Annotated in this window: 11 protein-coding genes and 1 riboswitch; of the genes, 2 read left to right on the top strand and 9 right to left on the bottom strand. The window is 69.2% G+C overall.

Annotated elements, in window-relative coordinates; all coding sequences use genetic code 11:
- The first annotated feature begins 265 nt into the window (after nt 1-265).
- Nucleotides 266-1,243 (top strand): HNH endonuclease, encoded by a 978-nt coding sequence (locus RT051_RS12815; RefSeq protein WP_313077283.1) that lies wholly within the window; start codon nt 266-268, stop codon nt 1,241-1,243.
- Between the two features lie 52 nt (nt 1,244-1,295).
- On the opposite strand, the gene RT051_RS12810 is transcribed toward RT051_RS12815, so the two are convergent.
- From RT051_RS12810 to rpmB, 4 genes are all read right to left on the bottom strand, one after another.
- Nucleotides 1,296-2,417, bottom strand: coding sequence for a YhcG family protein (locus tag RT051_RS12810; protein ID WP_106683306.1), 1,122 nt, complete (start codon nt 2,415-2,417; stop codon nt 1,296-1,298).
- The gene (locus tag RT051_RS12805; RefSeq protein WP_106683307.1) at nt 2,414-3,619 is read right to left on the bottom strand and encodes a tyrosine-type recombinase/integrase; all 1,206 of its coding nucleotides are present in this window, start codon (nt 3,617-3,619) and stop codon (nt 2,414-2,416) included. The genes RT051_RS12810 and RT051_RS12805 overlap by 4 nt, the downstream gene beginning before the upstream one ends.
- A 233-nt stretch (nt 3,620-3,852) precedes the next feature.
- Nucleotides 3,853-4,023, bottom strand: a complete 171-nt coding sequence (rpmG, locus tag RT051_RS12800) for a 50S ribosomal protein L33 (protein WP_091570471.1) — start codon at nt 4,021-4,023, stop codon at nt 3,853-3,855.
- 23 nt (nt 4,024-4,046) lie between these two features.
- Nucleotides 4,047-4,280, bottom strand: coding sequence for a 50S ribosomal protein L28 (rpmB, locus tag RT051_RS12795; RefSeq protein WP_313077282.1), 234 nt, complete (start codon nt 4,278-4,280; stop codon nt 4,047-4,049).
- 236 nt (nt 4,281-4,516) lie between these two features.
- Between rpmB and RT051_RS12790 the strand changes: the two genes are divergently transcribed.
- On the top strand, nt 4,517-5,362 hold the full coding sequence (locus RT051_RS12790; RefSeq protein WP_313077281.1) for a helical backbone metal receptor: 846 nt from the start codon (nt 4,517-4,519) through the stop codon (nt 5,360-5,362).
- 192 nt (nt 5,363-5,554) lie between these two features.
- Here RT051_RS12790 and RT051_RS12785 read toward each other — a convergent pair whose 3' ends face one another.
- From RT051_RS12785 to RT051_RS12765, 5 genes are all read right to left on the bottom strand, one after another.
- Nucleotides 5,555-6,064, bottom strand: a complete 510-nt coding sequence (locus tag RT051_RS12785; protein WP_313077280.1) for a VWA domain-containing protein — start codon at nt 6,062-6,064, stop codon at nt 5,555-5,557.
- 164 nt (nt 6,065-6,228) lie between these two features.
- Entirely contained in the window at nt 6,229-7,488 is a 1,260-nt protein-coding gene (locus RT051_RS12780) for an ATP-binding protein (protein ID WP_313077279.1), read from the bottom strand.
- Between the two features lie 433 nt (nt 7,489-7,921).
- Nucleotides 7,922-11,920, bottom strand: a complete 3,999-nt coding sequence (gene cobN / locus RT051_RS12775; RefSeq protein WP_313077278.1) for a cobaltochelatase subunit CobN — start codon at nt 11,918-11,920, stop codon at nt 7,922-7,924.
- Between the two features lie 169 nt (nt 11,921-12,089).
- Nucleotides 12,090-13,157: a cobalamin biosynthesis protein CobW gene (cobW, locus tag RT051_RS12770; protein ID WP_313077276.1), complete on the bottom strand. Its 1,068-nt coding sequence runs from the start codon at nt 13,155-13,157 to the stop codon at nt 12,090-12,092.
- A gap of 5 nt (nt 13,158-13,162) precedes the next feature.
- Nucleotides 13,163-13,843, bottom strand: a complete 681-nt coding sequence (locus RT051_RS12765) for an energy-coupling factor ABC transporter permease (protein ID WP_313077275.1) — start codon at nt 13,841-13,843, stop codon at nt 13,163-13,165.
- Between the two features lie 143 nt (nt 13,844-13,986).
- A riboswitch (cobalamin riboswitch) is annotated at nt 13,987-14,213 on the bottom strand.
- Between the last annotated feature and the right edge of the window lie 106 nt (nt 14,214-14,319).

Below are 14,319 nucleotides of genomic sequence, written 5' to 3'. Positions count from 1 at the left end.
GCCGCCCTTGACGGCGAGAACGCCGTGATACGGTGAAGGGAACAGCAAGACCGCCTACACCCCGCCCACTGCACACACTCGGCTTTTGAGGCAAGCGCAGCGCGCAGGTCCTCAAGGGCCGGAGGCGTCAGGGGTCAAAGCCGAATGGCCGCGACTCGGCACGAGGCACGGGGCGCAGCCCGCGAACCCGACGGCGGCACGCCGGGACGCAGTGCCCTCAAAGCTTGATAAATAGATGAAACGCAATTTTCAGAATAGAAAACCCATGACCTCACTCGAAGTCAATATCAACTTCTACGAAACGCACTACGACATACTGCAGCAATGGTTCTTGCGTCCCGGCAATAAGATTGTTCTCGGCGACAAGCAGAATCGCGTCTGTCGTTTTTGCGGTAGGAAACCGCCCGAAGTGACCTTTCGCAAGGTCGCCCACGCGATACCCGAAGCACTCGGCAACAAGAGCATCGAGAGCGCCTACGAGTGCGATGATTGCAATGAGGGGTTCGGGTGCGGCATCGAAAACGATCTAGGCAACTGGTCAAAGCCTACGCGTACCTTCGCCCGCATTCGCGGAAAGAGTGGCGTTCCGACCTTGAAGAAAGGGGGTGATGGGAAAGGCTGGCGAATCGAGTATGGTGTTGCGGGATTCAATATCAGCTCATATGAGGATGATCCGCTTTACCAGATAGACGAAGCGAACCGAAGGATCACCTTTCAGCTCAAACGCGATTCCTATACGCCGGTCGCAGTGCTCAAGGCATTCATGAAGATCGGCTTGACATTGCTCCCCGACGAAGAAATCGAAAACTTCCCGCACTTGATGAACTGGGTGAAGTCAACCGATCACAGCCGTCGATTTGCCGACCAGTGCCCGGTCATTCGTTCATTTCACCCAGGGCCAATGCCGAACGACTTGATCGCAGTATTCATTCTGCGGCGAAAGCCACATGTCACGAACTATCCTTATATGTTCTTGGTGCTCGGGTATGGGAACGAAGTATTTCAAGTGCAGTTACCTTCGGAGCAGCATGATCTAGCCTTGAACGGTCAGTCAATTTCAATTCTTCCTTTTCCGTCACCGGTTTCGCCAGACCCGGCGCAGTACGGGTCATGCAGGGTTCAAGTGCTTGACTTGACCGGGCGCGAAGTTGTCAAAGGAGAGATTGTCCCTGTTCAAGTCGGCTACGACGTTGCTGTCCACAAGACGGGGCCGGACGCGGCCCCGGATGCGTCGCAGCGGTAAGAGGCGCGGGGCGCAGCCCGTGAACCCGACGGCGGAACGCCGGGATGCCCGGTTATTGCGGAAGTGTTTTGGGCTGCTTCACGGTGCGCGACTCCAACAGGCGCCGCGTGGTTTCCAGCTCTTTCTGCAACAGTTCGGCATCCGGCAGCACGGTGCGGTAGTTGGCTGCCATCACCTTCGTCGGCAAGCCTTCCAAGGCATACCGTGCCAGGGCATGGCCCTTGTCGGCACACAGGATCAGGCCCACGGGCGGGTTCTCATCGGGGTACGCCCAATGCTCCTTGGCGTAGTTGCAGTACATGTGCATCTGGCCCACGTCGGCATGGTTCAGGCTGCCGAGCTTCAAGTCAATGATGACCAGACAGCGCAACCGACGATGGAACAACAGCAAATCCACCCGATACCAAGTCTGGTCGATGCGCAAGCGGCGCTGCCGCCCAATGAAGGTGAACCCTTCGCCCAGCTCCAGCAGAAAATCCTCCAGCCGCTGGATCAGGGCGGCTTCAAGATCAGATTCGGAATACTCGTCCTTGAGGTTCAGGAACTCCAGCACATACGGGTCTTTGATCGCATCGTCGGGTCTGACGGCATCCTCCGGCATCGGCGCTGCGCCCTTGGCCAGCATCGCCGCCTTGTCTTTCGACAAGGCGGTGCGCTCGTAGAACTGGCTGCCGATCTGCCGGTCAAGCTGGCGCACACTCCAGCCACCACGCAGCGCCTCGGTTGCGTAGAACCGACGGGCATGCTCGTCTTTGACCGACAGCAGCCGCACATACGCCGACCACGGCAGTGTGAACACCTGTGCCAGCTCAGCGAGGCTCAATTTCCCAGACACTGTCTGGGAAATCTGGGAAACAGGGTATGCGAGGAAGAACCGCCGCATGTTCTCCAGGTTATTGACGCCAAACCCCCGCCCGAACCGTGCGGTCAGGTCACTGGAGAGTCGTTCAATCAACTGTTCGCCGTAGCCCGCACGCCGTTTGCCCTGCTGCTCGGCTTCGACGATGCGGTGGCCAACCTCCCAATAGCTCGCCGTCATCAGCGCATTGACGCTGCGCGCCGCCGCTTGGCGCGCGGCATCGAGCAGTTCCACGATGCCGCCGTGGATGCCGGCGTAGCCGGCCGGCAAAGCGGCAGGGGCTTCGTCCGGCGCCGAAAGCGACTTCTTGCTCATGCTGTCGCCTCCGCGTGCCGCTGCACTCCGGTAATCGCCTTGCGCCGGTTCGCTACCAGTTCGGCCGCCTCGCGCACCGGCTTGTCCTCGGTGTGGACGTAGCGCATGAACATCGCCACGGTCTTGTGCGCCGTCAGCGCCATACCCACCTTCACCGGAATCCCGGAGTTGGCGATGTCGGTCGCTGAGCGGTGTCGGATGCCGTGTGTGCCCACGTGGCTCACGCCTGCGCGCTTGAGGATGCGGGTCCAGCCTCCGTAATACTCACCGGTGGTCATGTGTTGCCCCGGATGGTTCGGGGAGCTGAACACGTGCGGGCAACCTTCCTGGCGAGGCGCGGTGGAGAGCAGTCGATGGGCTTCCTCGCTCAAGGGCTTGGACATACCCCCGGTCTTGCTGTCAGGCCAGACCACGCGCCGGTTCGCCAAATCCACCCAATCCCATTGCAGCGTGACGATCTCGGAACGGCGGCCCGCGAACTCAAATTGCAGCCGGATCGCTAGCGGCAAGATGGCGTGATCCAACCCCAGACCATCGGTTTCCAGATAGTCGAGGTACCGGAACAGCTTGCCCATTTCTTCATCGCTGATGAGGTGGGTGGCCTTGCCGTTGGGGTACATCGGGACGTGGCGGCACGGGTTGGTGCCGTCGGGCCGGTAGCCCCACACCTCGGCCAGGTTGAACATCTTGCGCATCACGCTGAACGTGCGGTTCGCATCCGCTGGCTTGTGCGCCATCTTCTTCATCGCTTCGGCCACGTCCGGGCGCTTCACCTCCTGCACCTTCATACGGCCCAGCAGCGGGATGATGTTGTTATTGATACACTTTTGGTAGCCGGCCTGCGTACTGGGCTTGTTGCGCTGCTTGGAGTGGTCCTCCATGAACTTCTCGCACAGTTCCTTGACCGTGGGGGCGGTACGGGCCGCAGCCTTGGCGGCGCCAGGATCGCCACCCCGGCGAACTTCGGCCAGCCATTCCTGTGCCAGTGAGCGGGCCTGCTCGACGGTCAGTTCCCCGTACAGCCCCAAGGCGGGCTTACGGCGTTCGCCGGAATTGGTCCGGTACTGGAGCATGAACACCTTGCGGCCCGCTGGTGTAATCTTGCACAGGAAGCCGGGCACCAGGGTGTCTCGGAGTTCGACGGCCTGCGCCTGGGGTTGCGCCACATCGACAGCGGATTTGGTGAGTTTTATTTTTGCCACGATGACTCCTCGAAGGACCCGGTTTGCAGGGGCCACATGGGAGCCATGAGGTCACAAGCCGGGTCGGGTTTTAGAAAGCACCGGCATATGATGAACGCGCCTAAGTTATTGATAAACCTGCTGTATCGGGCTTTGGCGTAGTCCAGCGAAGTTCGGTGCTGGAGTCATGGTGAAATAAAAAAACCGCCCGGTGCAAACCGGGCGGTTTTTTATTTCCTGGAAGGCCAGCCAAATTACTTCAGCTTCGCTTCCTTGTACTCCACGTGCTTGCGCGCCTTGGGGTCGAACTTGATGATCGACATCTTCTCAGGCATCGTCTTCTTGTTCTTGGTGGTGGTGTAGAAGTGCCCGGTTGCAGCCGAGGACACCAGCTTGATCTTTTCGCGTCCGCCTTTGGTAGCCATGGTGGTGCTCCTTCAGTCAGTGATCAGGCCTGGCCGCGTGCGCGCATGTCTGCGAGCACGGACTCGATGCCGTTCTTGTCGATCAGGCGCAGCGCGGCACCGGACACGCGCAGGCGCACCCAGCGGTTTTCGCTCTCCACCCAGAAGCGGCGGTACTGCAGGTTGGGCAGGAAACGGCGCTTGGTCTTGTTGTTGGCGTGGGAGACGTTGTTTCCCACCATGGGCTTCTTGCCCGTGACTTCACATACGCGTGCCATGAGGACACTCCGATCGTTATCACGGCCTGCGGTGCAGCTGATGGGTCATTCACTCATCAGGCCCGGCAGGCCTCACCTCGCCAAGGGGAACGGGTGGCGGTAACCCGGCTCTTCCGCCGTGGCCCGGCTGCCGTGGGGCGGCCTGGGCGCAAAGGGAAAAGCCCGCGATTATAGTCCGGATGGCAAAAGCCCCCGGTGCCGCGCTGCCGGCCCCCTTCCCACCTTCCTTTTCACGCATGTCCCCCTCTTCCCGCCTTGCCGCCGGGCTGCTGCTGGCCGCCGGCCTGGCTCAGGCGCAGACCCCGGCCCCTGCCGTTGCCCCGCAGCGCATCGTCGCCCTGCAGCCCTCGTTGACCGAGGCGGTCTGCGCCCTGGGCGCCTGCGAGCGGCTGGTGGCCATCGACCGCCACTCGGACTGGCCGGCCAGCGTGCAGCCGCTGCCGCGCGTGGGCGGCATGGCGGACGCCAATGTCGAGGCCATCGTCGCCCTGCGCCCCGACCTGGTGCTGCTGGGCGCGCGCAGCCGGGCCTTCGAGCGCCTGCAGGCGCTGGGCCTGCGCGTGCTGGCGCTGGAGGCGCGCAGCCACGAGGACATCCGCCACAACCTGGAGACCATCGCCCAGGCGCTCGGCCGCCCTGGCGCGGGCGAGCGCCTGTGGCGCGGCCTGGACGTGCGTGTGCAGAACCAGCGCCGGCGCGTGCCCCCGGGCTGGCGCGGGCGGCGCGTGTACCTGGAGCTGCACGGCGGCAAGGTGGCGGCCAGCGAGGAATCCTTCATCGGCGAGACCCTGGCGCGGCTGGGCCTGGCCAATGTGGTGCCGGGCCGGCTTGGGGCATTTCCGCGCCTGGGCCCGGAATACGCCCTGCGTGCCGACCCGGACGTGCTCATCACCACCGCCGTGGGCGCCACCGTGCCGCCGCCACAGCGCCCCGGCTGGCACGCCCTGCGCGCAGTGCGCGAGCAGCGCTACTGCACCCTGACGGCGCAGCAGTTCGACGTGGTGCTGCGCGCCGGGCCGCGTATCGACGAGGCGGCGGCGGCGGTGGTGCAGTGTCTGCAGGGCCTGCCGCCACCGCCATGAACCGGCGAATTTGATAGCTTCAAGCCCAGGCTGGATAAGGGATTGCGCATGGTTTGATGCCTGAAACGGCGTGCGCTGCTTGCGGTCTTCTGCCGGAGTCGGGGGCACAGGCCGCTTTTTCTGCGGCAGGGCGCCGGGGCGGTTTTCGGCGGCAGGAGGCCAGCCTTGCGCGTGCCCCGTGCCCCTGGCGCTTCAGGCCCAGACGTCCGCGGCGCGCAGGTGCCGTGCGTCCCAGGCGGCGGCCAGGGCGGGGGCCCGGCCCAGGGGCGGGCGGGCCGTGTCGAAGTCGATCACGCACAGCCAGTCGGCGTGCCGGGGCCGGGCCGGGCGCTCGCGCGTGCGTCCGTCGGTCAGCAGCCACAGCCAGCGCTGGCCCTGGCGGTGGCGGCGCAGCAGGGCGTCGGCGTCCGCCAGCGCCTGGGTGAGCGGCGTGCCGCCGCCGCCGCCCAGCGGGGCCAGCGTGCGGCCCGCGTCCTGCAGCGCGCGGCCCGGCGCCAGCACCAGCGTGCTGCCGGCGCCGCCGAAGCCCAGCAGCGCCACCGGATCGCGCCAGCGATAGGCCTGCGCCAGCAGCTCGGCCAGCACACCCTTGGCGCGCGCCAGCTGGCCGGCGCACAGCATGGAGCCCGAACAATCGAGCACGAAGCAGTGCAGCGCCGGCGCATGCGGCGGCACCGGGCGCCGGCGCAGGTGGCCGGGCACCAGCCGCGCCTGCCCGCCGCGCGCGACCAGGGTGCGCGGCCAGTCGATGGGATGGGGCCCGGTGCGTGCCGGGCCCGGGGCGGCCGCGTGTGCGGCCAGGGTGGCGCCCGGGGTGGCGGGCCCCTCGCGGCCCCGGTGGCGGCCGGGGTGGGCGGGCGAGGGGCTCAGGGTTTTTTTGTGCCGACCCCCTGCAGCGGGCGCAAGGGCTTGACCGGGGCGATGCCGACGGGCTCGGGCGGCAGCGCGCCCCAGTCGGCTCCGGACTGGCCCCCGGGGGCTGCGGGCGGGCCGGATCGGCCGGCGCCGCCAGGGGGGGTTGGGTCTGCGGCACCCTCGTGCGCGGGGGGCGTGCCCGCGGTCTGCGCGCCCGGGGGCCCCGCCGGGCGGAAGGCGGGAGGCGCGGCCGGGGCAGGGCCGGGTGCTGTTGGCGTTGCGTCCAGCGGCGGCGCTTCGGGCGGCGGTGTGTCCGGGTCGGCGCCCGGTGCCTGCGCTGCCGAGGGCGGCGCCACCGGCGCGCCGGCCTGGCGGCGGTGGCCCAGCACCAGCTCGGCCACCTCGTGCACGTGCACGGGCAGCACTTCGGCAGCGTCCTGCCAGGCGGCAAAGGCCCGCGCGGCGCGCAGCAGCACCAGGTCGGCGCGCAGGCCGTCCACCTGGGCGGTGATGCACAGCTCGCTGACGGCGGCGTGTACGGTGTCGCTCCAGGGCAGGGCGGCTGCGTCGGCGGCCCGGGCGCGGGCGCGCTCCAGTTGCCGTGTCAGCTGCTGCTGGGCGTCTGCATGGCGGGCGGCAAAGCCGGCCGGATCGGCATCAAAAGCCAGGCGCGCACGCACGATGGCCTGGCGCGTGGCGGCATCCTGCACGTTGTCCAGCCGCACGGCCAGGCCCAGGCGGTCGAGCAGCTGCGGGCGCAGCGCGCCTTCCTCGGGGTTCATGGTGCCCACCAGAACGAAGCGCGCCGCGTGCTGGTGCGAGATGCCGTCGCGCTCGACCAGATTCAGGCCGCTGGCGGCGGCGTCCAGCAGCACATCGACCAGGGCGTCGGGCAGCAGGTTGACTTCGTCCACGTAGAGCACGCCGCCGTGGGCGCGCGCCAGCAGCCCGGGGGCGAAGCGCACTTCATGGCCGGCCAGGGCGCTTTGCAGGTCCAGCGTGCCGGTGACGCTCTCCAGCGCCGCACCCAGCGGCACGGTGACGAAGGGCGCCGGCGCCAGCAGCTGCGCCAGCGCCCGCGCCGCCGTGGACTTGGCCGTGCCGCGCGGGCCTTCGATCAGCACGCCGCCGATGGCGGGGTCGATGGCGGCGAGCAGCAGGGCCAGGGTCAGGCGCGGCTGGCCGGTGATGGCGGCGAAGGGGAAGGGTGGGGGAAGGGGAAAGGGAGGTGGAGGTGGAGGTGGAGGTGGGGAGGAGTGGTCAGGCTTCATGACAGAGGGTGGGCGGTATCCGGTTTTTCTCCCTCGCCCCCCTTGGGGGAGAGGGTGGGGGTGAGGGGGTGGTAGTTCAGGCACGGCGCCCAGGGCTGGCACCCTCACCCTTGCCCTCTCCCGCACGCGGGAGAGGGAGCCAAGGCAGCGGTATTGCTCCTTCCCCCTCTGGGGGAAGGCGGGGATGGGGGCCGGCTGGCTCTGGCGCACGGCGTCATGAGGCCACTGTCGCTGGCCCCCACCCCAGCCCTCCCCCAGTGGGGGAGGGAGCAAGACCCGAGGCGGTGCGCAACTCTTGCTCCTTCCCCCTCTGGGGGAAGGTGGGGATGGGGGCCGGCTGGTTCTGGCGTGCAGCGTCATGCGGCCACCGTCGCTGGCCCCCACCCCGGCCCTCCCCCAGCGGGGGAGGGAGAGGGGCAGGGCGGGGCGAGGGTCACTCCAGCTGCTCATCGTGCGCCAGCGCCAGATCGTCGAGCCGCGCGGCGCAGTCCCCCGGCTCCTGCCACAACCCCCGCGCAATTGCCTCGCGCAGGCGCGACAGGATGTCGGCCAGCGCCTGCAGGTTGTGCTGGGCCAGAAACTCGCGGTTCACCTCGTCGAAGACATAGGCCTCGGTGACCATCGCATAGTGGTGGTCGCCCACCACGCGCGCCGTGGCGTCGAAGCCGAACAAATAGTCCACGCTGGCCGCCATCTCGAACGCGCCCTTGTAGCCATGGCGGCGCACGCCGGCCAGCCACTTGGGGTTGGTCATGCGCGCGCGCACCACGCGGCCGATTTCCTCCTGCAGGCTGCGCACGCGCGGCTGCGCCGGGTTGCCGTGGTCGCCGTGGTAGAGCGCCGGCTGGCGCCCCGACAGATGCCGCACGCTGACCGCCATGCCGCCCTGGAACAGGTGGTAGTCGCCCGAGTCGAGGATGTCGTGCTCGCGGCTATCCTGGTTGTGCAGCACGGCGTCCAGCCCGGCCACCCGCAGCGCCAGCGCGTCGCCGGCGGCGCTGCCCTCGTCGCTCTGGCCATAGGCGTGGCTGCTGGCGGCGAGCCAGGCGCGGCCCAGGTCGGCGTCGCTGTCCCACTGGCCCGAGCGCAGCAGCAATTCCAGCCCGCTGCCGTAGTGCCCCGGGCGGCTGCCAAACACGCGCCAGCCGGCGCGCCGGCGTGCCTCGTCTGGCGCCAAGCCCTGCGCGGCCAGTTGCGCGCTGTCGGCCAGGATGCGCGCGCGGATGGGGTTGTCGTGCTCGTCCTCGCCGTCCAGCGCCGCCACGGCCTGCACGGCGGCATCGAACAGCTGCACGGTGGCCGGGAAGGCGTCGCGAAACAGGCCGGAGATGCGCAGCGTCACGTCCACGCGCGGCCGGTGCAGGCCCACGCACGGGATGACCTCGAAGTCCACCACACGCTGGCTGCCCGGCGCCCAGCGCGGGCGCACGCCGATGAGCGCCAGCGCCTGCGCGATGTCGTCGCCGCCGGTGCGCATGGTGGCCGTGCCCCAGACGGACAGGCCGATGCTGCGCGGGTAGTCGCCGTGCTCTTGCAGGTGGCGCTCGATCAGAGCGCGGGCGGCGCGCTCGCCCAGCGCCCAGGCGGTCTGCGTGGGGATGGCGCGGGTGTCCACGGTGTAGAAATTGCGCCCCGTGGGCAGCACGTCGGGCCGCCCGCGCGAGGGCGAGCCGCTGGGCCCCGGCGGCACGAAGCGCCCGCGCAGCGCCTGGCTGAACTGGCGCAGCTCCTCGCCGCCGCAAGCGTCCAGGCGTGGGGCCAGCACCTGCAGCACGCGATCCAGCGCAGCGTCGGTGTTTTCAAGCGAAATCGGTCCCAAACCCTTGCTGGGTAATGAGAGCTTGCTATCAAAATTGTCAGAAGGGCCGGGGCCGCCCTCGAGGGCGCGGGCGGGCGCACCGCCACCCCCCGCCAGGGGGGCGGTGGCGCCGCTCTGGCCGGTCGGTGTGGTCCGGTCCTCGGGCCCGGTCACGCTGGCGCCCGCCTGATCCAGCCGTTCTTGCAGCAGCCGCGCGGCCAGCAGTTCCAGCCGCTCGCGCGTGTCGCCCCAGTGGCGCCAGGGCGCGTCGCTGACTTGCTGCAGCAGCGCCGGGCGCTCTGCCGTGAAGGGTTCGGCGCTGCCGGGGGCAAAGGGGTCCGTGCCGTCCCCCAACAGGTCGGCGGCCAGTGCGGCGATCAGGCCGGGTGCGCCATCGGCGCTGGCGTAGCGCGCCAGGGCCAGCAGGGTGTCGTGGCGCTGCGCCCCGGTGGGGCTGGCGCCAAAGATGTGCAGGCCGTCGCGGATCTGCGTTTCCTTCAATTCGCACAGGTAGGCGTCGATGCGCTCGAGCACGCTGTCGTCCTCGCCCTGCGCCAGCGCCCCTTCCAGACCCAGCTCGCCGGCGAGTTGCTGCTGGCGCACCAGGGCCAGAATCTGTTGGCGCAGCAGGTCGGCGCGGCGCGCATCGACCAGCAGGGCATCGTAGAACTCGTCGACCAAGCGCTCCAGCTCCTGCATCGGCCCGTGATTCTCCGCGCGCGTGAGCGGCGGCATCAGGTGGTCGATGATGACGGCCTGGGTGCGCCGCTTGGCCTGCGCGCCCTCGCCGGGGTCGTTGACGATGAAGGGGTACAGGTGCGGCAGGGGACCCAGGATGGCGTCGGGCCAGCAGCTGGCCGACAGCGCCAGGCTCTTGCCCGGCAGCCATTCCAGGTTGCCGTGCTTGCCCACGTGCGCCAGCGCGTCCACCCCGAACACGTCGCGCAGCCAGAAGTAGAACGCCAGGTAGTGGTGCGGTGGCGGCAGCTCGGCGTCGTGGTAGTTGGCCCAGTCCTGCACCTCCAGGGTGCGCGCAGGCTGGATGCCGACAAAGATCCGGCCCAGGCGCAGGCCGGCAATCATGAAGCGGCCCTGGCGCAGGGCGGGGTCGGCTTCGGGCGCGCCCCAGCGGGCGGTGATGGCGGCTTCCATGCCCGGTGGCAGGGCCGCCAGGCGGGCGCGGTAGTCGGCCAGCGGATAGCTTTGCAGGGCGGGGCGCAGCGGCCACAGCTGCGGGTCGTTGGCGATGCCTGTGGTCAGGCGGCGCATCAGCGCGTCGCCGTTCTCGGGCAGGGCCTCAGTGCCCAGGTCGTGGCCCTCGCGCTGCAGCAGGTGCAGCAGCTGCATGACCGAGGCGGGGGTATCCAGCCCCACGCCGCTGCCGATGCGGCCTTCGCTGCCGGGGTAGTTGGCCAGGATCAGCGCCAGCCGCTTGTCCCGGGGCGCCAGCTGGCGCAGGCGGCACCAGCGCTGCGCCAGTTCGGCGACGAAATCCACCCGGTCAGGCTCGCTTTGGTAGCGCACCAGATCGACCTGGGTGTGCGGGCAGCGCTCGGTGCCCGCTTTGAAGCTGATGGCGCGGCTGACGATGCGTCCGTCCATCTCGGGCAGCACGATCTGCATGGCGATGTCGCGCGGGCGCAGGCCCTGGCTGTCTTGCAGCCAGCCGCCGCGGTCGGTGCCGCTGACGATGACCTGCAGCACCGGCGCGTCGCCGGCCAGCGCGTCCTGCGGCTGCGCGCCGCCGTCGTGGCCCAGGGCGGCAAAGGCCGTGGTGTTGAGCACCAGCTGCACCGCGTGCTGCTCGCACAGCGCGCGCAGCGTGGCCAGGCACAGGGCGTCCTTGAGCGAGTCCAGCGCCAGCGGCAGGGCGTTCAGGCCGCGTGCGTGCAGCGCCAGCGCCAGATCGTCAAAGGCGGCGGTGTTGCCGGCCAGCAGGTGCGAGCGATAAAAGACCAGAGCCACGACCGGCGCGCCCGGGTGCCAGGCGCGTTGCAGCATGGCCAGTGGGTCGTCGGCTGGCAGGGCCGGGTCGTGGGTGGCGAGGTGAGGCGTTGCGGTCTGTGCCCAGGCTGCTGGCACATGCAAGGCGACCTGCGGCAGCGGGCGCGGCGGTGGTGGCTCGCTGCCATAAGCCAGGCCATGCCAGGCGACAGCGCGCAGGAAGTGCAGGGCGTTGGCCGCGCCGCCCGCACGCAGGTAGCGCCACAGCAGCCGGCCGGTGCCCGCGGGCAGGGTGCCGCGCGCCAGCAGGGCCGGGTCTTCGGTCAGGTCGCCCGAGAACAGCGTCAGCGCCTGCCGGTGCTGGCGCGCCAGGGCGGCGAGTTGCTGGATGCCGTAGGGCCAGGTGGACTCCGACCCCAGGTGATCGACGATGACCACACGCGCGTGCCGCAACACCTCGTCGGCGTAGCGATCGAGCGAGGCATTGCCGCGCAGGTGCAGCAAATTGGCCAGGCGCAGGCTGGGAAAGCCGGGGTCGGTCTGCGCCAGCTGCGCGCGCGCGGCGGCCAGCAGGGCCAGCGTGGTGTCGGCGCTGCTGAGCACGACGATGTCGGCGGGCGTCTGGTCCAGGCAGATGACGGCGCTGTCGTCCTCGACGAAGCCGCCGGGGCGGGTGCTCAGCAGGTGCATGGGGCGAGGGTGTTACTCCTTCTCCCGCACGCGGGAGAGGGTTGGGGTGAGGGTGTCAGATGGGGGCGCTGCGCTGGCAAACCCCCTCACCCCAGCCCTCTCCCCCAAGGGGGCGAGGGAGCGGAGAGCGTTGGTGGACAAGCGCAGGCAGCTATGGAAAAGGGGCGTTTTATGCCCCCAGCGGCGCCAGCGCGGCGCGCACGGCGGCTTCGTCCAGGCCCTGGCCGATGAAGACCAGGCGCGTTTGCCGCTCCTCGCCCGCGCGCCAGGGCCGGTCGAAGTGGTGCGAAAAGCGCGCGCCCACGCCCTGCACCAGCAGGCGCATGGGCTTGCCCGGCAGGGCGGCGAAACCCTTGATGCGCAGGATGGACTGCTCGGTCACCAGCTGCTGCAGCGTGGCGATCAGCGCCTCGCGTTCGACCTGGGGCAGCGCCACGTCAAAGGACTGGAACTCGTCATGGTCGTGGTCTTCGTCATGGTCGTGGTGGCTGGCGCGCTCGTCGATGGTGGTCTCGGCAGCGCGCTGCAGGCCCAGCAGGACATCCAGCGGCAGGCGGCCCTCGGTGGCGTGCACCACCTTGACCTCGGACGGCAGCTCGGCGCGCACCAGGGCCTCGACCTGGGCCAGGGCGGCCTCCTGAACCAGGTCGCACTTGTTGAGCACCACCAGGTCGGCCGCGCCGAGCTGGTCCTCGAACAGCTCGTGCAGGGGCGATTCGTGGTCCAGATTGGGGTCCGCGCGGCGCTGGGCGTCCACGGCCTCGGGGTGGGCGGCGAACTGGCCGGCAGCAGCGGCCGGCGTGTCCACCACGGTGACCACGGCATCCACGGTAAAGGTGCCGGCGATCTCGGGCCACTGGAAGGCTTGCACCAGGGGCTTGGGCAGTGCCAGGCCGCTGGTTTCGATCAGCACGGCGTCGATCTCGTGCCGGCGCGCGGCCAGCTGCTGCATCACCGGGAAGAACTCTTCCTGCACCGTGCAGCACATGCAGCCGTTGGCCAGCTCGTACAGCTGGCCGGCCTGCTCGCCGCCCTCGTCCTCGCAGCCGATGCCGCAGGCCTTCAGGATGTCGCCGTCGATACCCAGTTCACCGAACTCGTTGACGATGACGGCGATGCGCCGGCCTTCGGCATTGCCCAGCACATGGCGCAGGAGCGTGGTCTTGCCGCTGCCCAGAAAGCCGGTGACGACGGTGGCGGGAATCTTGCCCAGGGCCGGGCGGATGTCTTGGTTCATCACGTTCATGCTCCAGCGGCAAACAGGCGGCGCTCCAGCAGCGCCGAGCCGTGCAGGCGGCGGGCCGCCTTGGCGGCGGCCAGCACGGCCAGGTCCACCAGCGGCTCGACCAGGATGACCAGCAGATAGGCGCCGCCAAAGGATGCGATCTGCTGCAGGTTGCCTGCGCCCACGCCGTGGCCGTACAGCGCCCAGAAGGCCACCCAGGCGACGATGCCGCCCTGGTACGCCAGCGACAGCTTGAAGGTCTGTGCGTAGCTCAGGTCCACATAGCGCGTGTGCGGGGCGATGATGCGCCGCGCCAGCGCCGCCGTGGCAAACAGCGGCGCCAGCAGCGTGGTCACGTTCATGCCGTACTGGGGCAGATCGGGCGGGGCAAAGAACAGGCCCTGCACCAGCAGCCCGGCTGCCAGGCCGATGGCGGCGGCCGCGGGGCCGAACAGCAGCAGCAGCGTGCTGCCCAGGATCAGGTGCACCTCGGACACGCCCACTGGGTGGTGCGGCAGCACCTCGAACGAGCAAAACACCAGCAGCGCCGCCAGCAGGCTGCGCCCGGCCAGGGTGGCCGCGCCCTGCTCGCGCAGCGCGCGTGCGCCGGCAAACGCCGTGGTGGCCAGCAGCGCGGCGGCGCTGGCATAGCTGAGGAAGATTTTTGCGCCGTCAACGACGCCGGGTTCGATGTGCATGGTCCAGTCCGTTTCGCCAGGATTGCGAGGGCACGGGCGGGAGGGGATGGACCGGAAAAAGCGGGTGCTGCAGGCGGCGCGGCCAGGCACTGCGCGAGGCAGCGCCCACCGGACGGCGCAGGCCCGGCCCCGTCCCCGAAGCCCATGCCTTGAATGCTCCGGGCCGGTCTTCTGGCTTGCCTTCGTCCTCGGCCACGCCTTCCCGCACCCGTGGGGGCGCAGTGGCTGGATGTGGCGTCGTCAGGCTCACAGCAGCGGGGGCTGCGCCGGAATGGCCCTGCTCTGGCAAGGCGGCACCGGCTTCCCGTTTCACCGGCGCTGGCTGAAGTGGACATCAGCGCGGGCCGGCACCCGAAACAGGCGCGAGTATAGGTCTGCGCCCGGCCCCGGGCGGAGCAGGCTAGCGGGTTACTCGCTCTGTTCCAGGAAGCGCTGCGCGTCCAGCGCCGCCATGCAGCCGGTGCCGGCGCTGGTGA

The sequence above is a fragment of the Melaminivora sp. genome (assembly GCF_032059615.1).
Taxonomy (GTDB): Bacteria; Pseudomonadota; Gammaproteobacteria; order Burkholderiales; family Burkholderiaceae_C; genus Melaminivora.
This window is presented reverse-complemented; position numbering and strand designations above follow the sequence as displayed.